The 24,583-nt window shown below is 49.9% G+C and carries 23 protein-coding genes, 12 tRNA genes and 1 riboswitch; of the genes, 3 read left to right on the top strand and 32 right to left on the bottom strand.

Translation table 11 applies throughout. The features are described 5' to 3' along the window. Positions 1 to 243: 243 nt before the first annotated feature. The 3 genes from I8U19_RS15925 to guaA all read right to left on the bottom strand — a co-directional run bounded on the left by I8U19_RS15925 (position 244) and on the right by guaA (position 4,369). Positions 244 to 1,359, bottom strand: coding sequence for a peptidase MA family metallohydrolase (locus I8U19_RS15925; protein WP_033102156.1), 1,116 nt, complete (start codon positions 1,357 to 1,359; stop codon positions 244 to 246). Between the two features lie 139 nt (positions 1,360 to 1,498). Next, the gene (locus I8U19_RS15920) at positions 1,499 to 2,803 is read right to left on the bottom strand and encodes an NCS2 family permease (protein WP_198056459.1); all 1,305 of its coding nucleotides are present in this window, start codon (positions 2,801 to 2,803) and stop codon (positions 1,499 to 1,501) included. A 27-nt stretch (positions 2,804 to 2,830) separates the two neighbouring features. Then, the gene (guaA, locus tag I8U19_RS15915) at positions 2,831 to 4,369 is read right to left on the bottom strand and encodes a glutamine-hydrolyzing GMP synthase (RefSeq protein ID WP_198056457.1); all 1,539 of its coding nucleotides are present in this window, start codon (positions 4,367 to 4,369) and stop codon (positions 2,831 to 2,833) included. Between the two features lie 119 nt (positions 4,370 to 4,488). Further along, a riboswitch (purine riboswitch) is annotated at positions 4,489 to 4,590 on the bottom strand. Positions 4,591 to 4,874: 284 nt separating this feature from the next. Between guaA and namA the strand changes: the two genes are divergently transcribed. Next, positions 4,875 to 5,894, top strand: a complete 1,020-nt coding sequence (namA, locus tag I8U19_RS15910) for an NADPH dehydrogenase NamA (protein ID WP_033102159.1) — start codon at positions 4,875 to 4,877, stop codon at positions 5,892 to 5,894. Positions 5,895 to 6,008: 114 nt separating this feature from the next. Here namA and I8U19_RS15905 read toward each other — a convergent pair whose 3' ends face one another. The 8 genes from I8U19_RS15905 to I8U19_RS15870 all read right to left on the bottom strand — a co-directional run bounded on the left by I8U19_RS15905 (position 6,009) and on the right by I8U19_RS15870 (position 13,408). Continuing rightward, the gene (locus tag I8U19_RS15905; RefSeq protein WP_033102160.1) at positions 6,009 to 6,959 is read right to left on the bottom strand and encodes a phosphotransferase enzyme family protein; all 951 of its coding nucleotides are present in this window, start codon (positions 6,957 to 6,959) and stop codon (positions 6,009 to 6,011) included. Positions 6,960 to 7,094: 135 nt separating this feature from the next. Next, positions 7,095 to 8,156, bottom strand: a complete 1,062-nt coding sequence (locus tag I8U19_RS15900) for a murein hydrolase activator EnvC family protein (protein ID WP_033102161.1) — start codon at positions 8,154 to 8,156, stop codon at positions 7,095 to 7,097. Positions 8,157 to 8,399: 243 nt separating this feature from the next. Continuing rightward, entirely contained in the window at positions 8,400 to 10,040 is a 1,641-nt protein-coding gene (gene groL / locus I8U19_RS15895) for a chaperonin GroEL (RefSeq protein WP_033102162.1), read from the bottom strand. Positions 10,041 to 10,176: 136 nt separating this feature from the next. Further along, positions 10,177 to 10,461: a co-chaperone GroES gene (gene groES, locus I8U19_RS15890; RefSeq protein WP_198056456.1), complete on the bottom strand. Its 285-nt coding sequence runs from the start codon at positions 10,459 to 10,461 to the stop codon at positions 10,177 to 10,179. A gap of 174 nt (positions 10,462 to 10,635) precedes the next feature. Continuing rightward, complete coding sequence (locus I8U19_RS15885; RefSeq protein ID WP_198056455.1) at positions 10,636 to 11,046, bottom strand: hypothetical protein; 411 nt, start codon at positions 11,044 to 11,046, stop codon at positions 10,636 to 10,638. A gap of 107 nt (positions 11,047 to 11,153) precedes the next feature. After that, positions 11,154 to 11,909 (bottom strand): twin-arginine translocase subunit TatC, encoded by a 756-nt coding sequence (gene tatC, locus I8U19_RS15880; protein ID WP_033102165.1) that lies wholly within the window; start codon positions 11,907 to 11,909, stop codon positions 11,154 to 11,156. 4 nt (positions 11,910 to 11,913) lie between these two features. Then, the gene (locus tag I8U19_RS15875; protein ID WP_052154411.1) at positions 11,914 to 12,612 is read right to left on the bottom strand and encodes a redox-sensing transcriptional repressor Rex; all 699 of its coding nucleotides are present in this window, start codon (positions 12,610 to 12,612) and stop codon (positions 11,914 to 11,916) included. Positions 12,613 to 12,841: 229 nt separating this feature from the next. After that, positions 12,842 to 13,408 carry a 5-formyltetrahydrofolate cyclo-ligase gene (locus I8U19_RS15870; protein WP_033102166.1) on the bottom strand — a complete coding sequence of 189 codons (567 nt, stop codon included), beginning with the start codon at positions 13,406 to 13,408 and terminating at the stop codon, positions 12,842 to 12,844. 386 nt (positions 13,409 to 13,794) lie between these two features. On the opposite strand from I8U19_RS15870, the gene I8U19_RS15865 reads away from it, so the two are divergent. Next, positions 13,795 to 15,708: an ABC-F family ATP-binding cassette domain-containing protein gene (locus tag I8U19_RS15865; protein WP_198056454.1), complete on the top strand. Its 1,914-nt coding sequence runs from the start codon at positions 13,795 to 13,797 to the stop codon at positions 15,706 to 15,708. A gap of 84 nt (positions 15,709 to 15,792) precedes the next feature. Here I8U19_RS15865 and tsaD read toward each other — a convergent pair whose 3' ends face one another. The 19 genes from tsaD to I8U19_RS15770 form a co-directional block, all read right to left on the bottom strand. Then, positions 15,793 to 16,806: a tRNA (adenosine(37)-N6)-threonylcarbamoyltransferase complex transferase subunit TsaD gene (gene tsaD / locus I8U19_RS15860; RefSeq protein WP_033102177.1), complete on the bottom strand. Its 1,014-nt coding sequence runs from the start codon at positions 16,804 to 16,806 to the stop codon at positions 15,793 to 15,795. Beyond that, positions 16,775 to 17,272, bottom strand: coding sequence for a ribosomal protein S18-alanine N-acetyltransferase (gene rimI / locus I8U19_RS15855; RefSeq protein WP_033102168.1), 498 nt, complete (start codon positions 17,270 to 17,272; stop codon positions 16,775 to 16,777). The genes tsaD and rimI overlap by 32 nt, the downstream gene beginning before the upstream one ends. Then, positions 17,265 to 17,993, bottom strand: coding sequence for a tRNA (adenosine(37)-N6)-threonylcarbamoyltransferase complex dimerization subunit type 1 TsaB (gene tsaB / locus I8U19_RS15850; RefSeq protein ID WP_198056453.1), 729 nt, complete (start codon positions 17,991 to 17,993; stop codon positions 17,265 to 17,267). The genes rimI and tsaB overlap by 8 nt, the downstream gene beginning before the upstream one ends. Further along, positions 17,990 to 18,448 (bottom strand): tRNA (adenosine(37)-N6)-threonylcarbamoyltransferase complex ATPase subunit type 1 TsaE, encoded by a 459-nt coding sequence (gene tsaE / locus I8U19_RS15845; protein WP_033102170.1) that lies wholly within the window; start codon positions 18,446 to 18,448, stop codon positions 17,990 to 17,992. Before tsaE ends, tsaB begins: the two co-directional genes overlap by 4 nt. Positions 18,449 to 18,585: 137 nt before the next feature. Continuing rightward, positions 18,586 to 18,659, bottom strand: a tRNA-Gly gene (locus I8U19_RS15840). A 25-nt stretch (positions 18,660 to 18,684) separates the two neighbouring features. Next, a tRNA-Pro gene (locus tag I8U19_RS15835) sits at positions 18,685 to 18,761 on the bottom strand. A 6-nt stretch (positions 18,762 to 18,767) separates the two neighbouring features. Beyond that, positions 18,768 to 18,854 (bottom strand) — tRNA-Leu (locus I8U19_RS15830). Positions 18,855 to 18,868: 14 nt separating this feature from the next. Then, positions 18,869 to 18,952 (bottom strand) — tRNA-Leu (locus I8U19_RS15825). A 278-nt stretch (positions 18,953 to 19,230) separates the two neighbouring features. Beyond that, entirely contained in the window at positions 19,231 to 19,395 is a 165-nt protein-coding gene (locus I8U19_RS15820) for a hypothetical protein (RefSeq protein WP_198056452.1), read from the bottom strand. Between the two features lie 369 nt (positions 19,396 to 19,764). After that, positions 19,765 to 19,840: transfer RNA gene (locus I8U19_RS15815), tRNA-Lys, on the bottom strand. A 9-nt stretch (positions 19,841 to 19,849) separates the two neighbouring features. Beyond that, a tRNA-Gln gene (locus I8U19_RS15810) sits at positions 19,850 to 19,924 on the bottom strand. Positions 19,925 to 19,929: 5 nt separating this feature from the next. Continuing rightward, a tRNA-His gene (locus tag I8U19_RS15805) sits at positions 19,930 to 20,005 on the bottom strand. Between the two features lie 7 nt (positions 20,006 to 20,012). After that, positions 20,013 to 20,089, bottom strand: a tRNA-Asp gene (locus I8U19_RS15800). A gap of 19 nt (positions 20,090 to 20,108) precedes the next feature. Continuing rightward, positions 20,109 to 20,184: transfer RNA gene (locus I8U19_RS15795), tRNA-Val, on the bottom strand. A 5-nt stretch (positions 20,185 to 20,189) separates the two neighbouring features. Next, positions 20,190 to 20,266, bottom strand: a tRNA-Glu gene (locus tag I8U19_RS15790). A 15-nt stretch (positions 20,267 to 20,281) separates the two neighbouring features. After that, positions 20,282 to 20,374, bottom strand: a tRNA-Ser gene (locus I8U19_RS15785). A 5-nt stretch (positions 20,375 to 20,379) separates the two neighbouring features. Beyond that, positions 20,380 to 20,454: transfer RNA gene (locus I8U19_RS15780), tRNA-Asn, on the bottom strand. A gap of 224 nt (positions 20,455 to 20,678) precedes the next feature. Continuing rightward, entirely contained in the window at positions 20,679 to 21,380 is a 702-nt protein-coding gene (locus I8U19_RS15775; RefSeq protein WP_370589278.1) for a Bax inhibitor-1/YccA family protein, read from the bottom strand. 135 nt (positions 21,381 to 21,515) lie between these two features. Then, positions 21,516 to 21,842, bottom strand: a complete 327-nt coding sequence (locus I8U19_RS15770; RefSeq protein ID WP_198056451.1) for a hypothetical protein — start codon at positions 21,840 to 21,842, stop codon at positions 21,516 to 21,518. A gap of 153 nt (positions 21,843 to 21,995) precedes the next feature. Here I8U19_RS15770 and I8U19_RS15765 point away from each other — a divergent pair, with 153 nt between their 5' ends. After that, a complete protein-coding gene (locus I8U19_RS15765) occupies positions 21,996 to 23,033 on the top strand; it encodes a ThiF family adenylyltransferase (protein WP_033102175.1) in 1,038 nt (345 codons plus the stop codon). 114 nt (positions 23,034 to 23,147) lie between these two features. Here the strand turns inward: I8U19_RS15765 and I8U19_RS15760 are convergent, their stop codons facing one another. After that, positions 23,148 to 24,086: an NAD(P)-dependent oxidoreductase gene (locus I8U19_RS15760; RefSeq protein ID WP_198056450.1), complete on the bottom strand. Its 939-nt coding sequence runs from the start codon at positions 24,084 to 24,086 to the stop codon at positions 23,148 to 23,150. 15 nt (positions 24,087 to 24,101) lie between these two features. Continuing rightward, positions 24,102 to 24,572, bottom strand: coding sequence for a SprT family protein (locus I8U19_RS15755; protein ID WP_033101971.1), 471 nt, complete (start codon positions 24,570 to 24,572; stop codon positions 24,102 to 24,104). Between the last annotated feature and the right edge of the window lie 11 nt (positions 24,573 to 24,583).

Below are 24,583 nucleotides of genomic sequence, written 5' to 3'. Positions count from 1 at the left end.
TGAGCCAGGATCAAACTCTCCGATAAAGATCTAGCTCAAAAAGAATCAACAGGTCATGCTTCACTCTTTAGTTTTCAAGGAACACATCGAAATTCTTTTTCTCAACCGCGTTTCGCGGCGACAATTTATATATTATCAAACCGAAAAGCAAGTGTCAAGAACTTTTTTTCGAGAACATCGATATCGCAAAAGCGACAGAAAATAATATAACAAGCACTATACGGTTATGTCAACTGTTTTTTTTCACCTCTGCCCCAGAACTTGATTGAGTGCATCATGGGTCAACCGGTTTAATCTCTCTACTTTTTGATCACTGTCGACATCAAGATAAGGAGATGCTTTCAAAATCTCAAACACTTTTTTCAACTTCTCCTCACCATACGTCTCCACCAGATTTTTAAATTGAAGATATGCGCTCAAATAATAGCGTCCCGCCTCATCCGACGGCAAACGCTCCAGCCTTTTCTGCTCCAATTCGGCGATGGACAAGGGCTGAAACTGCCGTGGTACCGAATGAATCCAATGGAAGTCCGGCAACAGATGCGCCTCATAAAACATCGCCGCCCCTTCCTGAAGCCAATACGCAGCATTATCATTGGTCAATTCGCTGATCAACTGGTGCGTCAGTTCATGGATCATGCCGGAAGCAAACCATGCCGGGTCCACATTTTCGGCGATAAACTTAATTGACTGATTCGCTTCATGCCATCCCGCCGCCCACCCGGGCAATGAGGGTTTCACTGATTCGCGGAATAGCTCGGGATCCCGGTACAGCTTTACCTCAACCCGGCCCGGAGTCCATCCGTATTTACGATTAAAAGCGGCCACACCCTTGCTCAATGAGGAAAAGGCCAATCGCGCGAGCTTTTGCAAGGAGGCATCCGTATAATAAACGGAAATCATCCCGTTTCCCAAGCGGGCAAAAACCAAGTCGGAATCCTTCCATCCATTGCGCGTCCGCTCGAACAAAACAGGAAAAGAGACGCGGTGAAACTCTTCTCTTAACCGGTAAGTTTGCTCCAAATGCACTTTAACCCGATTTTCACTCAATTCGGTAAAACAGACGGGATGAATATGGAACGAACCCGGTTTCATCACTTTTACCGCATCCTGAAACCAACGTTTCTGCTCCTGGATGTACATCGGCTTTCCGCTGTTCAGCAGGGGAACATACAATTTCCATTTATGCTCGTTAACCGCTTTTTCCTTCTGCTTAAGCAAACGAAGGATTTCCTTCTCCTTATTCTGATCGGCCAGATGGCAACCGGCACTCTGCTCCGCCCTGCCGCTGTTCGGGACAAGCAACAACAGACAGGAGATCAGGCATGATAGAAGAACCCGGATGACCGGCACAGGCATTGAATTTCCTCCTTTACACCGGAATACTCCCTTAGTTTGAATCGATTGCCAAAGGTTATACACCAATTCGGCGCCGTCGGTGATAAACAAAAAATGGGGCTGTCCGGCATATTCCGAACAAACCCCAAATCATCCGATTTCATATCGCGCCCAGATAGATAAAACGGAACACAAAAATCACCCCGAGTATATACACCAAAGGATGAACCCGTTTGCCTTCCCCCGCAGCCAATTTCAGAAGCGGATAAATGATGAACCCGGCGGCAATTCCGGTGGCAATGCTGAAGGACAGAGGCATCAGAATCATGGTGATAAAAGCGGGGACTGCATCAGAGAAGGAATCCCATTCAATTTTTCGCAAATTCCCCGCCATCAGCACCCCGACGATGATCAAAGCCGGAGAGGTGATCGCCGGCACGGAAGCAAGTGTCTCCACGATCGGAAAGAAAAAAATGGAGACTGCAAAGCACAGCGCTGTCGTAACCGATGTCATGCCGGTTCGTCCTCCAGAAGCGACTCCAGCGGTCGATTCGATATACGAAGTGACTGTGGAGGTGCCAAAGACGGCTCCCACCATCGTGGCAATCGAATCGGTCAGCAAAGCACGCCCCGCCCGCGGAAGTTTATTCTCTTTCAGCAGACCGGCCTGACTAGCCACACCGACCAATGTTCCGGCATTATCAAACAAATCCACAAACAGAAATGAGAAGACGATCGTAAAAATTCCCAGATCGAAGGCACCTTTTAAATCCAGATGCATAAAGGTCGGTGCCACGCTCGGCGGCATGGAGAAAACATGGGACGGGATCTTCACTTGCCCGGTGAACATGCCAACGACCGCCGTCACGATCATGCCGATAAAAATCGCCCCTTTCACCCGGCGAACCATCAGGATGACCGTAATCAGCAGCCCGAACAGTGTCAGCAAAATTTCCGGTTTTTGAATCGCCGGATTCAGGGAAACAAAAGTAGCCGAAGAAGGAATAATGATGGCAGCATTTTTAAACCCGATAAAGGCGATAAAAAGCCCGATTCCTGACGAAACGGCATATTTCAATGTTACCGGCATCGAATTGATAATCATTTCGCGAATCTTGGTAACGGTCAGCAAAAAGAAAACGACCCCGGAAATAAAAACTGCACCGAGAGCCTGTTGCCACGGAATCTTCATTCCCAGAACAACCGTAAACGCAAAGTAAGATAATAACCCGACCCCCGGTGCCAACGCAATTGGATAGTTGGCGACAACCCCCATCAAAAACGTGCCGACGATGGCCGAGAGAGCAGTCCCCATAAAGACCGCTCCCAGGTTCATGCCCGCTTTGCCCAAAAGTGACGGAGCCAGCAACAAGATGTACGCCATCGTGAAAAATGTGGTGACGCCCGCTAAAATCTCCGTTTTCAAGTTGGTTTTGTGCTCGTCAAAACGGAAGTATTTGGCAATGGTTGTCATATTGTCTCCCCTTTTCGATCATTCCCATTCGATGGTTGATGGCGGTTTGGAAGTGATATCGTAAACCACGCGGTTCACATCATCCACCTCGTTAATGATGCGGTTGGAAATCCGCTCCAACAGGTCAAAGGGAAGCCGGGCCCAATCCGCTGTCATCCCGTCAATGGAAGTTACCGCGCGAATCCCCACCGTATAGGCATAGGTCCGTACATCTCCCATCACACCCACGCTGCGAAAATCGGGAAGTGCGGTGAAATACTGCCAAATCTCCCGATCCAATCCCGCTTTTTTAATCTCTTCGCGCAGAATCGCATCCGAATCGCGAACGATACGCAATTTTTCTTCTGTCACTTCACCAATCACGCGAATGCCGAGCCCCGGTCCCGGGAAAGGCTGGCGCCAGACAATTTCTTCCGGCAGGCCAAGATCAAGCCCCACTTGGCGCACTTCGTCCTTAAACAGCGTATTGAGCGGCTCGATCAATTCCATTTTCATATCTTCCGGCAATCCGCCCACGTTATGGTGCGATTTGATCGTATGGGCCGTCTCTGTGCCCGATTCGATAATATCCGTATATAATGTTCCTTGCCCCAGGAAGCGGTGGTCTCCGAATTTGGCCGACTCTTCCTCAAAGACCCGGATAAACTCATTCCCGATGATTTTCCGTTTCTGTTCAGGATCGGTAACGCCTTTGAGCTTGCTCAAGAAGCGGTCTTTTGCATCCACTTTCACCAGATTCATCTTGAAATTTTTCCCGAATGTCTCAACGACGCTTTCTGCTTCTCCTTTGCGGAGCAAGCCGTGATCGACGAACATGCAGGTGAGCTGATCCCCGATCGCCTTATGAATTAATGCGGCCACCACGGAAGAATCGACACCGCCGCTCAAAGCGCACAATACTTTTTGGTCACCCACCTGTTCGCGGATTTCGCGCACTTTGTCTTCAATAAACGTTTTCATGCTCCAATCACCGGAACAGTGGCAAACGTCATAAAGAAAATGGCGAATCATGTCCAATCCGTGCAAAGAATGGCTCACTTCGGGATGAAATTGCACGGCATAGATGTTTGCTTCCGGGTTGCTCATTGAGGCAACGGAGGCAGAGTCGGTTTTGGCATCCACCCGGAATCCTTCCGGCGGCGCAGTAACCACGTCGCTATGGCTCATCCAAACCGTTTCCTTTTTGTCAAGGCCTTTGAAAAGCGGGCTGTCGGACACCACTTCGATTTCCGCTTTTCCGTACTCCCGCCTGTGCGCGCGCTCTACCTTTGCTCCAAAGTGGTAAGCGATCATCTGCATTCCGTAACAAATCCCCAAAATCGGGACGCCGAGTTCAAAGATTTCCGGATCGCACTTTGGCGCATTTTCAGCGTATACGCTGTTGGGACCACCTGAAAAAACAATCCCTTTCAGATTCATTTCTTTCAGTTTTGCCGCTGAAACCGTATAGGGGAGCAGTTCGCTGAAAACGCCGAGATCACGGATTCGGCGCGCGATCAACTGGTTATACTGGCCGCCGAAATCCAAAACGACAACGCGTTCCAATGTTTTTTCCATCAACCATCCCTCTTTTCACCAATACTAAAAAACCGGGGTCCCATACCGCAAAACGGCGATACAAGACTCCGGCCATAAAAAACGATTCTTCATTTGCAAACGAGATGAAGAAGCATGAGTTCCGAAGACTTATCACCCGTAGTCCGGCTATTTACGGCAGCCGGGTAGAAACGTTCAGGCCGTATCCCCAAACATATACGGTTTTCAGGCAGAAAAAAACCAACCTTATGATAACAAGCCGTCATAAACGCGGTCAAGCAAAGGATAGCGCCAATCAACTATTTCCATTTTTTCGAGATTTGCCTTTGACAACGGTTCTGTCTATACGATTCTCCCGAAGCAGCGAGTTCATACGTGATTGATTACCTTTCCCGCCCGGGGATGACATTTTTTTCTGCTATGTTATAATTATCCTTAGCCACTTACTTAAAATTAGTTATAAAATAATTTACAGGCTCATCGCACACTCTAATTTTATTAATCCAAAGAAATGGAGGAGCAACAGATGTCGTTAATTTTTAACCCGTTTACGCAAAAAAATGTTACGTTGAATAACCGGATCGTTCTTTCTCCAATGTGCATGTATTCAGCCGATGACGATGGCAAAGTAACTGATTGGCATATTGTCCATTACGGTACGAGAGCCGCGGGAAAAGTCGGGCTGCTCATACTGGAAGCTACCGCAGTGGAAAGCCGGGGACGAATCAGCGCCAAAGACCTGGGCTTGTGGAATGATGAGCAAATGGCAGGGTTAAAGCAGATCGTTTCCTTCGCCCATTCGCAAGGAGTAAAAGCAGGAATCCAATTGGCTCACGCCGGGCGAAAAGCGGAAGTGGACGAAAGAATTATCGCTCCGAGTGCCATTCCGTTCAGTGAAGGAGGTCCCGTACCTGCGGAAATGGGACCCAAAGAGATCTCCGAAGTGATTCAGGCTTTTGCCGACAGCGCCAGACGGGCAAAAGAAATCGGCTTCGATGTCGTCGAGATCCACGCTGCACACGGATACTTGCTTCATGAATTCCTCTCTCCCCTCAGCAACAAGCGGACGGATGAATACGGCGGCGATTTGGAAGGGCGCTCCCGCCTGTTGAAAGAAGTGATCAAAGCCGTTCAGGCTGAATGGGGACAGGAACGTCCGCTTTACGTTCGCATCTCTGCCGTCGATTATCATCCCGACGGATTGCAAATTGAGGACAGCATCGCTTTGGCCCGTTTGCTCAAGGAATGGGGAGTCGACCTGATTGACGTTTCATCCGGAGGCCTTATTCCCAACCCGCCTTCCCGCATTTTCCCGGGTTATCAGGTTGCCTTTGCTGAAGCGATCAAAAAACAGGTTGGCATTGCCACTGGTGCCGTTGGTCTGATTACGACGACGGAACAGGCGGAAGAAATCCTCGGCAACGAGCGGGCCGACCTCGTTTTCCTGGCCAGAGAGCTCCTGCGCGATCCTTACTGGGTTCTCCATGCCGCACAGAAACTCGGAATTAATGATCTCGCACCGAACCAATACAGCAGAGCCTTTTAATCTATAATAAACACGCCCCCATGGAGCAACATTCCCACGGGGGCGTTTCATTATTGACCGACCGATCATCCATCAAGCCATTTGCCGCCAACGGATTGGCGCATGAGAGTCTGTTTAAAAGCGAACCTTTTGCCTGGAAAGTTGTTCTTCGAGATAGGCGAATTTTTTCTTCACCCGTTCATCCAGCGGATCGCCGTTCAGGGTGGTCATCAAATACAAATAATAAAACAGCCTCCTGTACCCAACAAAAAATTCGACTTGCTCCTCCCATCCCTCATCCAGTTCGTTTTCCAAAAAGTAACCTTCCATAAACGGGCCGAGGAACCGGGCTTTCCATTCATCCTGCCAGCTTTCCGGAACTGCGGATAAAACATGGTATACGGCAATGGCAATATCGTATGTATAAAAGTGGAATTTCATCCGATGGAAATGAACGGGAATAATCTCTTTAGCCGAACCGATCAAAAAATTTCCATGGTGAAAATCATTGTGAATGATTCCATAGGAACGATTCGTTCTGGAAAAGGAAGCGATTCTTTGCATTGAGGAAATAAAGCGGTCGACCAGCCGACCTTCGATAAAGGAAAAATCACGATGGTAAATTTCCCCTTCATTCCAATCATCAAATGAAGGAACTTCAAACCGTTCCAAAAAACGCCTGGAGAGAGAATGAATCTTTCCCATCGTTTCTCCCCATCTCCGAAACAAAGCCGGATTCCATTCTGCCGAATCAGCCGGACTCACCTTTCTGCCCGCAGGTTTTTCAAAGGAATAGATGCAACAGGGAAAGGGAAGGCGTACAATTGTCTCCACCGTCTGCCCACGAGCGGATAATATTTGTTTGGGAACGGGAACCCCTCCCCTGCGCAAGAAAGAAATCCATTGCAGTTCAGAATGCAATTGGGCTTTATCCTTGGCAGCAATTGGAACGAGCTGCAAAAAACAGGACTCGCCATCCCGTTCATATTCATAGATGCCTTGATCGTCGCCGCCGGCATACTTCAAGGTGCTTTCCGTTCCTTTAAACCTTCTGCACGCTTCTTCCACAATCTCTTTTTTCCACATAACATTAACCCACCTATCTGATTCCATTCCTTGCAAAATGAAGAATGTTCAAGATTTTTAATTTGATCTTTTTCCCCATCATAACATTAGCAGCCTTTGCTTTCTAACAAAAAGCTGCTGAATTCATCAGCAGCATCATTCCAAATAAGATTTTGGGTTTACCGTATGTCCGTTTTTCCAAACCTCAAAATGCAGATGGTTACCGGTCGCGCCGACAGAGTCCCCGTTGTTGCCCACAGCGGCAATCCGTTCCCCGCGGGTTACATGTTCACCGGCATGAACGGTAACCGTGCTCAAGAACATGTGAGCGTATCGGGTCATCAGCCCGTTTGGATGTTGAATATCGATAAACACTCCGTAACCTTCAGGGTCAGAGGTGCTCACCCGCAATACCACGCCATCATCGGCGGCATAAATCGGGGTTCCCGCCGGACGCGGGAAGTCGTCTCCCTTGTGGAAGTGATTTCCGCGATTCTGCATATAATTCCAATAAACAAAACCGCGGGTAGTCGGCCAGCCCAACACCCCGTTACCGGAATCAGAGTAACCGGCATATTTTTTCAGTACCTCATTTTCTTGCTGTTCATATTGCTGCAATTCGGCTTTATGCTTATCCAGTTCAGCTTCATATTGCTTAACCGCTTCATTTGCCTTCTTCATTTCCGCATTCAGGCTCTTTTGCTTCTCTTGCAGCTCCGCCTGTTGCTTTTGCAAATTTTGCTGTGCGGTCAGATATTCATTAAATACCTGATAATCGCTCTCCACGATCAGGCGCAGCACTTCGTATCGTTTGAGAAAATCACTGAAAGAACCGGCAGCGAGCAACTGGGCCATGTATCCATTGTCCCCTTGCAGATAAATCCGATTCAATTTGTCTCCCAAAGCCTGCCTCGATTGCTCCAACACTTTCTTGTTGGATTCGATGCTTTTGTTCAACTTGGCAATCTGATCGTTCAAAGCGCCTGCTTTGGCCTCAATCTCATTAATGGCCTTCTTCTTGCCTTCGATCATCTTTTCGACTTTGTCAATTTCCGCTTTAGACGCAGTTTGTTTTGATTTGATATCTTTCAACTTTTGTTTGCCCTCGTCAGCGTTGGAGGACGCGTTTGCAGTCGGAATCGTCTTGTCCACAGGCCCGAAAGACAGCCCAAACGCCAAACAAACAGCGAGAACGGACATGACCAGTTTGCTCTTCATCAGCCTTCTCCTCTTTCCCATTGTATGTAACGGTAACCCTGATCTCTTTATTCCCTCATCATTTTATCAACAATAGAAGAATTGTCTCAGTTTTTGCCCGAAAAATTACCTTTTTGTCTACATTTTATATTTCCAAAAACCCCATCCATCACCATATCGGAAGATAAAAGCGAAAATCAACCTCTGCGTAAAAATAAAAACTCCCGCAGGAAAATTCCCGCAGGAGTTGAACAGATCGGGCGATTACATCATGCCGCCCATGCCGCCCATACCCATGTCCGGAGCACCGGATGCGTTTTTGTTTTCTTCCGGTTTGTCGGCAACAACCGCTTCCGTGGTCAGGAACATAGCGGCAACAGAAGCAGCGTTTTGCAAAGCGGAACGGGTTACTTTTGCCGGATCCACAACACCAGCTTGGATCATGTTTACCCATTCGCCAGTGAGGGCGTTGAATCCGATGCCTACGTCTTCTTTTTTCAAGCGTTCAACGATGATCGAACCTTCGAGACCTGCGTTGTGGGCAATTTGACGTACCGGTTCTTCAAGTGCACGTTTGATAATGCTTACGCCGGTTTTTTCATCACCCACAGGCAAGGAAGCCTCGAGTTCAGCTACAGAGCGGATCACGTTCACAAGCGCGGTACCGCCTCCGGCTACAATTCCTTCTTCAACTGCAGCACGGGTTGCGTTGAGTGCGTCCTCGATCCGCAATTTTTTCTCTTTCAGCTCGGTTTCGGTAGCAGCGCCCACTTTGATCACAGCTACGCCGCCAGCCAACTTAGCCAAGCGCTCTTGCAATTTTTCTTTGTCGAATTCGGAAGTGGTTTCTTCCAATTGTTGACGGATTTGAGCCACGCGCGCTTTGATTTCGCTTTGGTCACCATAACCGTCGACGATGATCGTATCTTCTTTGTTCACGCGCACTTGACGGGCACGGCCGAGCTGTTCAAGTCCGGTCGTTTTGAGGTCGAGACCCAATTCTTCGGTGATTCTTTGACCACCGGTAAGAATGGCGATATCATCGAGCATCGCTTTGCGGCGATCACCGAATCCAGGAGCTTTTACGGCAACAGCGGTGAAGGTACCGCGCAATTTGTTCACAACCAGGGTGGCAAGCGCTTCCCCTTCCACGTCTTCAGCGATGATCAAGAGCTGTTTGCCTTGTTGCACCACTTTTTCAAGGATCGGGAGGATTTCTTGGATGTTGCTGATTTTTTTGTCGGTGATCAAGATGTACGGTTCATCGAGAACAGCTTCCATTTTGTCCGTATCGGTAATCATGTACGGGGAGATGTAACCGCGGTCGAATTGCATCCCTTCAACCACTTCGAGTTCAGTGTTGAAGCCTTTGGATTCTTCAACGGTGATAACCCCGTCTTTACCCACTTTTTCCATTGCTTCGGCAATCAATTGGCCGGTTTCTTCGTCGTTGGCGGAAATAGCGGCTACTTGGGCGATCGAATCTTTGCCTTCGATCGGTTTTGCAATTTCCTTGATCTCATTTACCGCAGCATTTACTGCTTTTTCGATCCCTTTGCGCAATACCATGGGATTAGCGCCGGCAGCCACGTTTTTGAGACCTTCACGGATAATCGCTTGAGCGAGAACCGTAGCGGTGGTGGTACCATCCCCGGCTACATCGTTGGTTTTGGTGGCAACTTCTTTTACGAGTTGTGCACCCATGTTTTCAAAAGCATCTTCCAATTCAATTTCTTTTGCAATGGTTACACCGTCATTGGTGATGAGCGGAGAACCGAACTTTCTTTCTAAAACGACGTTGCGTCCTTTCGGACCAAGGGTTACTTTCACAGCATTTGCAAGCGCGTCAACCCCACGCAGCATCGCACGGCGTGCATCTTCGCTGAATTTGATATCTTTAGCCATTTTCTTCCGTCCCCTTTCTTATGTAGGGTAATAATTTACACTCTCGTGTTTTAATGCAGGCGTATTGCTCAATCCGCCGCATTCTTGGCCCAACGAAGGCCTTTCTATGAAATCATCTCAGGCGGGATGGGATTGTTTACTCCACGATCGCGAGGATATCGCTTTCACGAAGGATGAGATATTCTTTTTCGCCGTACTTCACTTCGGTACCGGCATACTTGGAGAAGATCACCAGATCTCCTTCTTTTACTTCAAGAGGAATGCGGCTGCCTTTTTCGTCAATACGTCCGGTGCCGACAGCCACGATCCGTCCTTCTTGCGGTTTTTCTTTTGCGGTTTCCGGAAGGACGATACCGCTGGCCGTTTTTTCCTCTTTCTCAACGGGCTCCAATACAACACGGTCACCTAATGGTTTGATCATGGTAATAACCCTCCTTCATGAGGTGGATAATTTTGTCGATTGTTAGCACTCGCGACGGATGAGTGCTAACACAATTATTATGATATTCATCTATCCGGCATTTTTCAAGTATGCGGAAAAAAATTAATCAAAAAAAGAAAGGAGATGAATCGAGGAAAGTGCCAAACTCACTGTTCACCTGGTCCGGTCAAAATCACCTTCATTTCCGGTTCGGGCTGTCCTTTTCTCATCTCTTTCATTCGTCCCGTCCATGGAAAATGAATGGTTCTCCGATTTCTTCCGCAAAAACTGAATCACTTTTTCAGCAGAGATCCCGCCAAGATCCACTGATTCCTGCTCCCCGTGCTGTCCTCGGTCAACAGGGCCGGACCCGCCGAGTTCAATCGACCAACCGGTATGGAATATCCCTTTGCCGGTGGACATGTTTTGCCTTACACCTTCCGTCCATTTCAAGAGACCGACGGCTCCATTCACCAATACCTTGCAAACAGCGGAACGGACAGACGGAGACAGCAATAGGGCGGCAAAGCCGACAAGCAGCAACCAGCCGTACGATGAACGATTGGAATGCGAATTCCTCCACATCATATAATCTCCTCCAAATGGGTGTAGTCAAGAAAAGTGTGCCCCATCCGGATCTAATTATGTAGAAAAACAGCAGCCATCGACCGGGAATGATGGCTGCCTTAATGTTAATAGACTCCGTCCATCTCCACCTCTTCTTCCTCTTCCTTCTCCATCCTGCGGTACAGCCAGGCGGACAGGCCGACGCTGATCTCGTACAACAGGATGAGCGGGATGAAGATGAGAATGTTCGACACCAGATTGGGCGGAGCAATCAACGCGGAAAACACGACCAGGATAAAGTAAGCCACTCGTCTCATCTTGTTCAGAAACGCCGGAGTGATCAGGCGGATGCGCGTCAAGAACAGGACAATCACGGGCAACTCAAAAAAGAGGGCCAAGGGCAAAACGATGCTGAACAAAAAGTTAAACGCATCGTCCACCCCATACAGCATGGGAACCCCCATTTTTTCACTCAAGGAAAATAAAAAATCCATCACATTTGGAAAAACAACAAAATAACCGAATAACGCGCCGGCAACAAACAAGCCGACGACAACGGGAATGTAAAGCAACGCCGCCCGCTGCTCCTCTTTCTTCAATCCGGGGCGAACAAACTGCCACAGATGGTACATGATCACCGGTGAAGTGAAGACCAACGCCAGGATCATCGAGATCTCCATATAAATCAGAATCGGATCGGCCGGTTTAAAAACGGTCAAATGATATCCATGAAAAGCGTGATCCTTGATATAGCGGAAAATATCGATGGAATAATAAAAACTGATGACCAACATCACCAGGAAGAACAGCAATATCCAGATAATTCTCCGCCTCAGTTCCTCCAGATGTTCCGTCAACGGCTGCACTTGTTCCTCATTCATGTGCTTACTCCCCTAATTCTCCCGGCTCGATTTGTTTTACTTTCGCCATTTCCACCTGATTCTGTGTCTGCTCTCCGGGAAAATGCTTCAGAAAATAGATGAGTGTTTGCAACTCAATCGTCAGATCAATATTGTGAATGCGAATATGGGGCGGTGCGATCAGACGGGCCGGAGTAAAGTTCAGGATACCGCGAATGCCCGCCTGCACCAGGAAGTCCGTTGTCGCTTGTGCCACATTGACGGGCACGGTTAAGATCGCAACTTCCACATGGTGCAGTTCGATCACCTCTTGGAGGCGGTCCATCGAATAAACGGGAATTCCGTCCACATCGCTGCCGATTTTGGACAAATCCTGGTCAAATCCAGCCACGATCTTTGTATTGTGGCTGCGATAAAAATTGTACCGGAGCAAAGCGGTTCCCAGGTTGCCAACGCCGACGAGAACCACGTTGGTCACTTCGTCTTGCTTCAAAAAATCACGCAAGAACTGTAACAAGTAGGTCACGTTGTAACCATAACCCTTCTTTCCCAGCTCACCCAAATAGGAAAAATCACGGCGAATGGTGGCCGGATCGATCTGCAACGCATCGCTTAAATCTGCCGATGAAACGCGTTGCTTCCCGATGGCATGCAATTTTTCCAGGTAGCGGTAATAAAGGGGCAAACGCTTGGCTGTCACTTGTGGTATTTTATTTTCAGGCATCTGCGCGCTTGCACCTCCATTTTCGTGAATTTGCGCACATAAAATTTATCATTCAGTCGGGCTTTGCCACCCGCTCGCAAGTCGACAATTATTTGAGTATAAAAGCCCATTGCTTTCGCGTCGGCTGAAACGTGATTGCCAAATCAAATCCCCTGTTGCAAAGGTGAAGATCAAAATCAATATACCACAATTTGATACACTTTCGATAATCAATTGAAGCGGCTTTCTCTCAAAAAGCCAACGTTTCCCCCGGAGTAAACAAATAATGGACAGGCTGGTCGTGCGGCAGCGGGTAAACGGTTGCAACCACCTGTTCCGAATAAGCAACTCCCAGGCGAACCGCATGGCCGGCCCGGGCAAAAAAGCGGTCATAATATCCCCCGCCGTACCCCAACCGGTAACCCCTGCGATCGAATCCGACACCGGGCACCACCGCCAACCGGATGCGTTCAGGCTCAACCGCCTTCGCTTCATCTTCAAGCGGTTCCAAAATGCCGTACGCTCCTGGTTGCAATTCCTCAAAGCTGTCGACGCGGAACAGTTTCATCTCCCTCGTTTCGGGAAGCGCCCGGGGTAAGACGACCGTTTTTCCGAAAGACCAAGCCTTCTCAATGGCGGGACGCACATCCACTTCCCGGCGAATCGGCATATAGAATAAAACAGTATCCGATGTTAGAAAAGTATCCCATTCCACTATTTTCCGACAGATGGAAGCCGAACCGCTCCGCCGCCTCTCATCGGATAACTCTTGACGGACCTTCAGCAAATGACGTCGCAACTCTTCTTTATTCTGCATGTGTTTCATCCTTTTAGATCGAGCAGAGTGATTATTTATCATTTTACCAAAAAAACATGGTGCAGTAGAAGATCACGCGAAATTGCTCTCCCTCCACATTTGCCCTTGGCATGAAAACTCATTTAAACTTACGGTAGAGAACAGGCTGCCGGTACAGGATCCCTGGAGGCAGGTCCGGGGTTCCCCGGATCTTGCCGTTTTTTGCAGAAAACATTCATATCTTGTCAAACACAACCAGTAATAAAATTTTAGCAAAACCATGAGTAGAACGGCATCCTCCTGACTGACCATTTGGATCACCCGGAGTGCAAGAGTCCCCAAACGACCCTGAATGCAATCAAATTTTCACGGATACACATATTTTTCTTCAAAAACGAGGTGGAACCATGATATTGCAAGCAACGAATATTCATAAAACCTATGGGGGAACGGTCATCCTGGATGGTGTTGATATACAGGTGAACAATCAGGAACGGGTCGGGTTAATCGGCCCCAACGGCGCGGGCAAATCGACGCTGCTAAAAATCATCATCGGAGAAATCCCTGCGGACCAAGGGGAAATCCAGATTGCCAGAAAAGCGCAAATCGGTTTTTTGGCTCAGGACAGCGGGTTGGATTCCTCTTTGACCATCTGGGAAGAGCTTCTCGCTGTTTTTTCCGGTCTGCGCGAACTGGAAAACCAATTGCGCCAACTGGAACGGGAAATGGGCAAAGAAGAAGTTTATACAAATGAAAAGCAATACCAAAAAATACTTGAAAAATATGCTTCCCTGCAGGAGAAATTTGAAGAAAGCGGCGGTTATGCATTTGAAGCGCGCATCCGCGGCACTTTGCACGGATTGGGACTCGGAGAGTTAGACTGGAAAAATACGCTTGTCTCCTCTCTGAGCGGCGGGCAGAAAACGCGAGTGGCCTTGGCCAAAATGCTCCTGACAGAGCCTGATCTGCTGATCCTGGACGAACCGACCAACTATCTCGACATGAACGCCGTCGCCTGGCTGGAGCAAACACTCCTTAATTACAGCGGCTCCGTTTTGGTCGTCTCCCACGACCGTTATTTTCTCGATCGCTTGGTCACGGTCATCTATGAACTGGATCATGCGCGGGTGACGCGCTATCCCGGCAATTACACCGCGTATGTCAAACAAAAAGAAGAAAATCTCGCACGAGAATTGAAAATGTATGAGAAACAGCAGGCAGAGATCAAACGAATGGAGGAATTCATCCAGCGCAATATCGCCCGTAAATCAACGACGAAAAGAGCGCAAAGCCGGCGCAGGCAACTGGAAAAAATCGAACGGATCGACAAGCCCCATACCGGAAAACGGGAGGCGGCCATCCGCTTTGAAGCAGCGGTCACCAGCGGACGTGAGGTACTGAAGGCCACAAACCTCTCAATCGGTTACCAAGAACCGCTTCTCACCGGCTTACAGTTTACCATTGAACGCGGTGAGCACATCGCCTTGCTCGGCCCCAACGGAGTGGGAAAATCGACTCTCCTCAAAACGATTGCCAACAAGCTTCCCGCCCTGTCCGGCGAGCTAAAATGGGGCGTTCAGGTGGAGATCGACTATTACGATCAGGAGCAAAAAGACCTTGATCCGCAGAAACAAGTGATCGATGAAATATGGGATGAACATCCGCATCTGGATCAGACGAGCATCCGCTCTTATCTCGGTCAGTTTTTGTTCAGCGGCGAAGATGTGTTTAAACAGGTTCAGGATTTAAGCGGCGGAGAAAAGGCCCGGCTCTCCCTGTGCAAGCGCATGCTGAACCAAGCCAATTTCCTGTTGATGGATGAGCCGACCAACCATCTGGATCTGGTGAGCAAAGAACGCCTGGAACAAGCACTTGAAGGCTATTTGGGCACACTGTTGTTCGTCTCGCACGACCGCTATTTTATCAAGCGGCTGGCTACGAGGATCTGGGAAATCACCCCGGAAGGGATCAAAGATTACCATGGCGATTACGAATGGTATCTGGAGAAAAAAGCAATGGAGAAGCTGGAAAAAGAACAGGAAGAGAAAAAAGATGAGACCTCCCCGCACAAACAGGCCGAAGCCTATCGCCGCAAGGAAAAAGAGGAACAACGCGAGCGCAAAAAACGGGAACTGAAAGTGAAGGATCTGGAAGAAGAGATTGCGCAGATCGAAGCGGAAATCGCCCATATTCACGAACAGCTGTGTCAGCCCGAACTTTTCAATGACCCGTTCAAAAGCGCTTCACTGCAAAAAGAACTGGCGGCAAAAGAAGAGCGGTTAACGCAAAAAACAGAAGAATGGCTTGAGCTGGCGGAATGAACACCGGCTTATCCACAGGTTGGCCCGCCATTTATGCACAAATAAAGCCGATGCCCCGAATTGGAACATCGGCTTTATTTGTGCCTAGCCGATGAGCGGAAGATTCGCATCGGCATTCAAGGTCAAATCCGCATAATGGCCGTCGAGAAACTGATACGTGCCCGCGGCGGCAATCATCGCTGCGTTATCGGTACACAGCTCCAGCGGCGGAATGCGCAAATCAATCTTTTCCTCTTTGCACCGCTTGGAAAGCCGCACTCTCAACCCGCTGTTGGCTGACACACCCCCGGCCAGCAACAACTGGTTCACCCCCGTTTTTTTGACGGCGAGCATCGCTTTCTCCACCAGCACATCCAGCACCGCATCCTGAAAACTGGCCGCCAGGTCTGCGTAATGAATCTCTTCTTTGCGCTGATTCGCATTATGGACGAGATTCAGCACCGCCGATTTTAACCCGCTAAAACTGAAATCGAGCGAATCCGATTCCAGCCAGGCGCGCGGCAGCGGATAACTGGGTTTTCCCTCCAGGGCCAGCCGGTCAATCTGCGGCCCTCCGGGATAAGGGAGTTTCATCAGTCGCGCCACTTTGTCAAATGCTTCCCCGGCGGCATCATCCCTGGTTTTCCCCAGACGCTCAAATTGGTTATGCCCTTTCATGTAGATCAATTCCGTATGCCCTCCGGATACGACAAGGGCAACGAGCGGAAAGGAAAGGGGCTTGATCAGATGATTCGCGTAAATGTGCCCGGCGATATGGTGCACCGGAACCAGCGGTTTGCCGAGGGAAAAAGCGAGCGCTTTGGCGGCAGAAACACCGATCAGCAAGGCCCCGACCAAACCCGGTCCTTGTGTGACGGCAACGGCATCCAGCTCATTTCTCCCCACTCCCGCTTCTTCCAGCGCCTTTTGCACGATAATCGTAATGCGCTCCACATGGCGCCGCGAAGCCACTTCAGGAACCACGCCGCCAAATTTGCGGTGCACGTCCATCTGCGAAGAAATCACATTGGACAGGAGTTCCGTCCCCCCGCGCACGACCGCGGCCGAGGTTTCATCACAGCTTGTTTCAATTCCCAGTATGAGCGTTTCTCTCTGCATGTTCATTTAATGTCACCCACATAATAATGGCGTCTTCTTTATTATCCGTATAGTATTCTTTTCTCAATCCCGCCCGGGTAAACCCCAATTTGTCGTAAAGCGATTGTGCGACCGTGTTGGAAACGCGTACCTCCAACGTCATTTTATCGGCCCCCAACTTCCGGGCGAGATCCATCACATACAAAAGCGTCGCTTCCCCCAAACCCGTTCCCCGATAGTCAGGATGGATGGCGATATTCGTGATGTGCGCTTCATCCAAAATAAGCCAAAACCCGCAGTACCCCGCGACAATTCCGTCAACGGTAACCACCGTGTAATGGGCAAACTGGTTAAAAACCAATTCATTGTAAAAAGCCTGCCGCGGCCAGGGAGCGGAAAAGGAATGATTCTCAATAACCTCGATACGCGAAAGATCGCTTAACTCCATCGGGCGAAAACCGACTTCACCAGGTGCGCTTTTAACCATTCTCCCCCTCTTCCTTCCCGTGCTTTTTGAGCCAGTTGGCTTCGGCTTCAGTCAGCTGCAAATAGTTGGGAGCGAAGTCGGCATGTTCCGGAGGCTCATGATTGCTCCATTTCTGATAGGCCGCCCATGCCAAATGACTTGGTCGCGGGAGGTTTTCCGGCCCGATCCCGAAGCTGGCCCGTTCCCCCAAGTATTCCTCAATCGTCTGGCGAAAACGCTCCACATCATCACCCAAAAACAAAACCGGCTTTTCCAGCGCCTTTATTTGCTCCAGCCAACTTTCGACCGGTACGACTTGCTGAGGAAGCACTTCAGTCATTTCCCCGTCCTTCGCGGCAAACACACCGGAATAGACGCGACGCCGCCGGGCATCAAACAGCGGAACAACCAATCCGTCGAAGCGAATGCCGTTCATGGCAAGAACCGTCAGGCTGGATTCGCTGTACAAAGGCAGTTCGCGCGCCCAAGCCATTGTTTTGGCCGTTGTCACGCCGATGCGGATGCCCGTATAAGAACCGGGACCGGAAGTAACCGCCAACGCATGGAGATCGTCAAGGCTCAGATCCAATTCAGTCAAGAGCTGCTCAATGGTGGGCATCAATCGCACCGAATGGTTTTTATGCAGGTTGGTAATAACTTCCCCCAATACCCGCTTCGTTTCCAAATCAAAGACGGCCACCCCCATCACGAGAGTAGAGGTATCCATCGCAAGCAGTTTCATGCCTGACACAACTCCTTACATAATGAGTTCCAACGAGGATGACCGGAGGCCATTTCAATCCGGCGATCACCGTCGGCCTGAACCGTGATCGACAGCCACAGCGTTTCCTCGGGAAGAAGCGGCTTCACCTGCGAAGCCCACTCCACTAAGCAAATTCCATCTCCATAAAAATATTCCTCCAACCCCAATTCTTCTTCCGGCTCTTCAATTCGATATACATCCATGTGATAAAATGGAAGCTTGCCTTCATATTCCTTGATAATGGTAAAGGTAGGGCTGTCAACCGGTTCTTGAATCCCAAGCCCTCCGGCCAGCCCTTTGGCAAAGGTCGTTTTGCCGGCACCCAGGTCTCCTTCCAAGGCCAACACATCCCCCGGCTTCAAGAAGGAAGCGAGCTTGGCCGCAAGCTCTTTTGTCTCCTTCTCTCCGCGGGTCACGATGATACAGCGCTCCATGTGATCACCCGTTCTTTCTTGATAATCAAAGCGAATTCTTCCAAACTTACTACCATCATTGACTTTGGCTAACCGATTTCATGCGTGCACAAAAAAATAAAGGACCGCAGCTACCGCCACAGTCCATCCGTTTTATTTGGAGCGGGTGAAGGGAATCGAACCCTCGCATTCGGCTTGGAAGGCCGATGTTCTACCACTGAACTACACCCGCAAATATGGGGATTAATTTTTAAAAATGGTCGGGGTGACAGGATTTGAACCTGCGACCTCCTCGTCCCGAACGAGGCGCTCTGCCAAGCTGAGCCACACCCCGGTCTCATGGTGCGGTCGGCGAGACTCGAACTCGCACGGCCATACGGCCACTACCCCCTCAAGATAGCGTGTCTGCCAATTCCACCACGACCGCTCAAACGATGCTCCTGGTGCGGGTGGAGGGACTTGAACCCCCACGCCAGAGGCGCTAGAACCTAAATCTAGTGCGTCTGCCAATTCCGCCACACCCGCTTACGATCAGTAAGGGTTGGTGTCTTTCCCTTTCGTTTCAGGGTATCTCGCATCGACAAGTAATAATTTATCATGCAGTAAAAAGAAAGTCAACCACCAATTTTAATGTTTTAACTTTCAAAAATCATACCCGTCCAATCGCATGAGAGCATATTACATTCCACCACTTCCCATGCATAAAAACAGGGATTCCCGGGCACGGGCCAAGCTCAAACGGCGGGCCACACGGCGATCCATTCTTGTTTCGCAACCGGATCAGAGCTGGGCGGGACCACGATTCATCCGTGTTGGATTTTGCCATGTTCCGGACTTGCAAGTCTTCGGCTCCACCGGATCGTCGCGAACCGTCCCCCGATTTCACGCGATTTCGCAAACTTCACCGATCCCGATTCGGGAAGTTTGATTTGGTTGCGCACTGCTTTGATTGTCGGTTTTCCGTTCATTCCACTCTGCTGGATTTGTTGATGAGAGCCGCTTGCTCTTCGGTGGACCCGGATGATATTTGAATGCCTTGTGATGAATTCAGCTCTTGGAATGTAACGTTCCAACTTTATAAAACAGGGAGAGTCGGACATGACATTGCGATCACTATGAACAGTTCAAAACTTCATCACCCATTGCCAATTTTAAAACCAATATTTCCATGTACAAAAAAAGAGAGCAAACGACGGTCAGGGTTGAGAGAAAGAGAAAAAACTTCTCCTCCCTCACCTGACGCCCGCTCTCATCCCCATAGTTGAAGCCAGGCGGGGTCTTCCCGCTCGCAAAGATATAAAAAAAGCGCCACCCGGCAAAGGTGACGCGATTTCATATGGTGAGCCATGAAGGACTCGAACCTTCGACACCCTGATTAAAAGTCAGGTGCTCTACCAACTGAGCTAATGGCTCAAATAAAAATGGCTGGGGAAGTAGGATTCGAACCTACGCATCACGGAGTCAAAGTCCGTTGCCTTACCGCTTGGCTATTCCCCAGCGAATGGGGCGATCGGTGGGAATCGAACCCACGAATGCCGGAGCCACAATCCGGTGCGTTAACCACTTCGCCACGACCGCCGCAAAATGGCGGAGCTGACGGGATTCGAACCCGCGATCTCCTGCGTGACAGGCAGGCATGTTAGGCCTCTACACCACAGCTCCGCATATGAAATTTTCCTTATGGTGGACGCTGACGGGATCGAACCGCCGACCCTCTGCTTGTAAGGCAGATGCTCTCCCAGCTGAGCTAAGCGTCCGCAAATGGTGACCCGTAGGGGATTCGAACCCCTGCATGCCAGCGTGAAAGGCTGGTGTGTTAAACCGCTTCACCAACGGGCCACAAGGCACAAAAAGTGGCGGAGAGAGAGGGATTCGAACCCTCGCGGGGCCAGATAGCCCCCTAACGGTTTAGCAAACCGTCCTCTTCGGCCTCTTGAGTATCTCTCCGCGTCTGGCTCCTCAGGCAGGACTCGAACCTGCAACCTACCGGTTAACAGCCGGGTGCTCTACCATTGAGCTACTGAGGAATATAATTTAAGAGACGAATGTTATTATAACTCAGTGCCGCATTGTTTGCAAGTCTTTTTTATGACTTTCTTTTCATTGTCGCTTTCGTTCCGGCGACAATTAATACATTACCATGCCGAAGGAAAATAGTCAACCCTTTTTTCACAGGAAAATAAATTTAATTTTTCATCCGTACAAATCCCTGAAGGAAGCAAGCCAAAACCGACTTGCTTCCCGATTTTCGTTAGTCTCTGCTGAAAATACGCAACAGGTTTTTAAAGATAATGATAAAGTCGAGATATAACATCAACGCTCCGAAGATCGCCAGCTTGGTTCCTGTCTCTTCATCATATACCTGCTGGCTCATCGCCTTGATTTTTTGAATATCATAAGCGGTGACCCCGCAGAAGAGCACAACCAAGGCGTAAGAGATGATCAGGTCGAGCATCGAACTCTTGACAAAGAATATATTAACGACCGAAGCCAGAACCAATCCCAGGATGAGCATCAGGGCAATTGATCCAAACCGGGTCATATCGATTTTCGTCACATAGCCGAATGCCGCAAACAGACCAAACATCCCGGCGGAGATAAAGAAAGCGGCGGCGACTGTTTGGACGTTGAAATAGGCTAAAATGAGCGAAAGTGTCACGCCGTTGAGCGCGGCATACAGAAAAAATGAAAAAGTGGCAGCAAACGGCGACATTCTTCCCAACAAAGAGGAAAGGGCCATCACAATAATAAACTCGGCGATGACAATTCCCCAAAACACCCCTGAATGCGTGGCCAAATAATAAGGAACATTGGGATTACCGGAAAGTACGAGGGCAATAATCGCTGTCATCATCAAGCCCGCAAACATCCATCCAAACACACGGGGCATCAGGCGCTGCGCGGAGTAAGCGAGCGAAGTGTGATTCGTCCCCGGATATTGCGATTGATTCACGAAAGAATCCCTCCAAAAATATTCATTTATTTTTAAAAACAGTATATTCCTTATTGCACCTCTTAATCAAGCAATGCTGGCACCTTTCATTCATCTTTCATATTCTGCTCCATAACCCCCGTTTTTTTCCTGCTTCTAATGAATCATCCCGGACTCATCCATTCTCCGTTTGGTCTCTTCCGTACCGAGCTGGTAAATCATGCGGTAGATTTTTCGCAGTGTTCCATCTCCTTTGACATTCTCTTGGCTCTCATTGTCCAGAAACGGGATATGCGCTTTGACAAAGGTCGTAAAATCTTCTTCTTCCGCTTCCCGGAACAATCGCTCCAACCGCTCGATCTCCTCCTCCGTCGCCTTGATTTCAAAATCATAATTGGCGTCATTTACTTCAAGATGATCCCGAATCTCTCCCGAGCGCTGGCCGATCTCCACGGTCACATAGTAAGTTTTTTTGTCATCCATCAGGGACACCTCCAATCTCACTTTTTCCTATTCTTCGCAAAAACATACCCCCATTCCGTTTTGACCAATGCCTCTTTCAATGCGAAAATGAAGAAGACCATCTTCCGGAAATGAGGAGGAACCAACGGGTCAAAAGACAGAGGAGGCAGAGCAATGACAACCGACATCGGGCAAACCCGTTATTCGAGGCAAATTCTCTTTGCCCCCATCGGAGAGGAAGGACAGGCAAAATTGCTTCGCTCCCGTGTGGCCATCGTTGGCATGGGAGCATTGGGAACGGCTTTGGCCAACCATATGGTCCGCTCCGGCATAGGGTACGTGCGCCTGATCGACCGCGACTTTGTGGAAGCGAGCAATTTGCAGCGGCAAATGCTTTATGATGAACAGGATGCAAAAGAACACATGCCAAAGGCGATCGCAGCCAGCCGCAAGCTGAAAGCGGTAAACGGCGCGGTTGAAATCGAGCCGCACATCGCGGATCTCAACTGGCAAAATGCGGAACAACTCCTTACCGGGGTCGATTTGATTCTCGACGGCTCGGACAACTTTCAGGTTCGGTACCTGATCAACGATGTCAGCATCAAGCATGGCATCCCGTGGATTTATGGCGGGGCTGTCAGTTCCCGCGGCATGACCTATACGATCATCCCCGGAGAAACCCCCTGCTTGCGCTGCCTTTTTCCAGATGCGCCTGCCCCGGGATCGGCCGAGACTTGCGACACCGCCGGCGTGATCGGCCCGATTATCCATGTTGTGGCCGCTTATCAGGCGGCGGAAGCGCTAAAATGGCTGGTCGGCGCCAAAGACCGGCTTGATCCCCGCCTGCGCCACTTTGAACTGTGGCATAACCATCATCACGCAATGGATGTTGGGGAGAAAATCGCTGCCGACTGCCCCGCCTGCCAAAAGAAGATCTTTTCTTATCTCGACCCGCAGGAAAAACGGGGAACCGAAGTGTCCATGTGCGGCCGGGAAACCGTGCAGATCACCCTGCCGTCTTCTTCCTTTTCCCTTGATCTCATCGCGGAACGTCTGAAACAGGCGGGAACAGTCACCCGCAATCCCTTTATGCTGCGGGCCGATTTGGGAGAATACCGCTTTGCCGTATTTCCGGACGGGCGAATTTTGGTTCAGGGAACGACCGAAATTCCGTTGGCCAAATCACTGGTGGCCAAATATATCGGCCTGTAAAAAAAGCGAATGGATTGGTCTCCATTCGCTTTTTTTCTAGTCAGGCGGCAATGTCATCCCGGACTTCCCCACGCTCCTCATCTGCCGGGAGACGCCACTCCAACCCCGTTGTACTTAACTTTCCTCCCCGGGTTGCGCTGGCAAATCATGGTCATTTTCCGGAATAATCGACACGTTTCCCAGCCGTTCCATTACCCTGATCAAACTTTGAGTGCCGTCTTCGCCTCCCCCGTAAGCCTGAACGGAGCGGAGCAACTGTTGAACCAGGGCTGTTCCGGCCAGGGGGAGATCCAACCGTTCCGCTTCCTGCAGGACGATGCGCAAATCCTTTTGCTGAAAGCGGACGGAAAATCCGGGAGCCAGATCTCCTTTGATCACCCTGGGGGCATAGTTAGCCAGTGCCCATGACCCTCCTGCCCCCTGTGTGGTCACCTGGATCATTTTTTCCAGATCAACGCCGCTCTTTCGGGCAAAGGCCAGTGCTTCAACGACCCCGAGCAAATTCAAGCCGCACAAAATCTGATTGCACGCTTTGACCGTTTGCCCTGCTCCCACCGGGCCACAGTGGGTAACCGATTTTCCCATCGCTTTAAACAAAGGCATCGCCTTCTCAACCACGGCCGGGTCACCCCCCACCATGATGGAGAGCGTTCCGTTTCGCGCACCCACGTCCCCTCCGCTCACGGGGGCATCGATCATTTCGACTCCCTTTGCCTTCGCTTTTCCCGCCAGCACCCGGGTTGCATCCGGTGAGATTGTGCTCATATCGATCAGGATGGTTCCGGGTTTCGCGCCCTGCAGCACTCCTTTTTCCCCGGCAATCACTTCCTCTACATCAGGCGTGTCCCCGACGATGGTGATGACCGCATCGCTTGTCCGGGCCAAATCTACGGGGGAAGAGGCCAGCTTGGCTCCCCATTTTGCCGCTTCTTGCATCTTGCTGGCGGTCCGATTCCAGACCGTTACTTCAAACCCGGCCCTGTAAAGATTGTAAGCCATGGAACGCCCCATGATCCCAAGGCCGATAAAACCGACTTTTCGCAGGTCTTGCATTGGATCTCCCCCTTTTTAATCTGAATTGGACTGGCGCAATTTCAGCGGACCGCGGCATACACCGCACCGGTATTTCCGCAGGTCGACTCTGCGCTGCCGGTAATATACCTGGCGGCACTCAACACAAATCAGGACATATTTCGGCTTCCTGCTTTGTAACGACTGCAGCGCCGGGGCATGGCGCAAGCCCCCGACCCGCTGCAACCAGTATCGGAAATCGGCATCGCGATGCTGGTATCCTTTTCCCTGCAAATGAAGATGATAATGGCACAATTCGTGCAAAATCATCTTTTGAAAAATCTCTTCCCCGTGCTCCTCCAGATAACGGGGATTCATTTCAATCGCATGGCTGCCGAGGCAATAGCGGCCACCGGTGGTTCTCAAGCGCGGATTGAACCGGGCCAGATGGCGAAAAGGGAGGCCAAAATGCTGAAGCGACAGGGTTTCCACCCGCTTTTGCAGTTCCTGATCCGTCCATTTTGCCATCCTGTTCCCAT

Source organism: Thermoactinomyces sp. CICC 10523 (genome assembly GCF_016055105.1).
Classification (GTDB): domain Bacteria; phylum Bacillota; class Bacilli; order Thermoactinomycetales; family Thermoactinomycetaceae; genus Thermoactinomyces_A; species Thermoactinomyces_A daqus.
Note: the sequence above shows the minus strand (reverse complement) of the source record. Positions and strands in the feature narration are given on the sequence as shown.

Coding starts and splice junctions, on each gene's coding strand:
- I8U19_RS15765 (WP_033102175.1), top strand. CDS start 21,996: ATGACAACCGACATCGGGCAAACCCGTTATTCGAGGCAAATTCTCTTT.
- groL (WP_033102162.1), bottom strand. CDS start 10,040: ATGGCTAAAGATATCAAATTCAGCGAAGATGCACGCCGTGCGATGCTG.
- tsaE (WP_033102170.1), bottom strand. CDS start 18,448: ATGGAGCGCTGTATCATCGTGACCCGCGGAGAGAAGGAGACAAAAGAG.
- I8U19_RS15905 (WP_033102160.1), bottom strand. CDS start 6,959: ATGTGGAAAAAAGAGATTGTGGAAGAAGCGTGCAGAAGGTTTAAAGGA.
- guaA (WP_198056457.1), bottom strand. CDS start 4,369: ATGGAAAAAACATTGGAACGCGTTGTCGTTTTGGATTTCGGCGGCCAG.
- groES (WP_198056456.1), bottom strand. CDS start 10,461: ATGATCAAACCATTAGGTGACCGTGTTGTATTGGAGCCCGTTGAGAAA.
- I8U19_RS15770 (WP_198056451.1), bottom strand. CDS start 21,842: ATGGATGACAAAAAAACTTACTATGTGACCGTGGAGATCGGCCAGCGC.
- I8U19_RS15755 (WP_033101971.1), bottom strand. CDS start 24,572: ATGGCAAAATGGACGGATCAGGAACTGCAAAAGCGGGTGGAAACCCTG.
- I8U19_RS15820 (WP_198056452.1), bottom strand. CDS start 19,395: ATGAACGGAAAACCGACAATCAAAGCAGTGCGCAACCAAATCAAACTT.
- tsaB (WP_198056453.1), bottom strand. CDS start 17,993: ATGAAACTGCTTGCGATGGATACCTCTACTCTCGTGATGGGGGTGGCC.
- namA (WP_033102159.1), top strand. CDS start 4,875: ATGTCGTTAATTTTTAACCCGTTTACGCAAAAAAATGTTACGTTGAAT.
- I8U19_RS15925 (WP_033102156.1), bottom strand. CDS start 1,359: ATGCCTGTGCCGGTCATCCGGGTTCTTCTATCATGCCTGATCTCCTGT.
- I8U19_RS15865 (WP_198056454.1), top strand. CDS start 13,795: ATGATATTGCAAGCAACGAATATTCATAAAACCTATGGGGGAACGGTC.
- I8U19_RS15900 (WP_033102161.1), bottom strand. CDS start 8,156: ATGAAGAGCAAACTGGTCATGTCCGTTCTCGCTGTTTGTTTGGCGTTT.
- I8U19_RS15760 (WP_198056450.1), bottom strand. CDS start 24,086: ATGCAAGACCTGCGAAAAGTCGGTTTTATCGGCCTTGGGATCATGGGG.
- I8U19_RS15875 (WP_052154411.1), bottom strand. CDS start 12,612: ATGCCTGAAAATAAAATACCACAAGTGACAGCCAAGCGTTTGCCCCTT.
- I8U19_RS15870 (WP_033102166.1), bottom strand. CDS start 13,408: ATGCAGAATAAAGAAGAGTTGCGACGTCATTTGCTGAAGGTCCGTCAA.
- tatC (WP_033102165.1), bottom strand. CDS start 11,909: ATGAATGAGGAACAAGTGCAGCCGTTGACGGAACATCTGGAGGAACTG.
- tsaD (WP_033102177.1), bottom strand. CDS start 16,806: ATGCAGAGAGAAACGCTCATACTGGGAATTGAAACAAGCTGTGATGAA.
- I8U19_RS15885 (WP_198056455.1), bottom strand. CDS start 11,046: ATGTGGAGGAATTCGCATTCCAATCGTTCATCGTACGGCTGGTTGCTG.
- rimI (WP_033102168.1), bottom strand. CDS start 17,272: ATGGTTAAAAGCGCACCTGGTGAAGTCGGTTTTCGCCCGATGGAGTTA.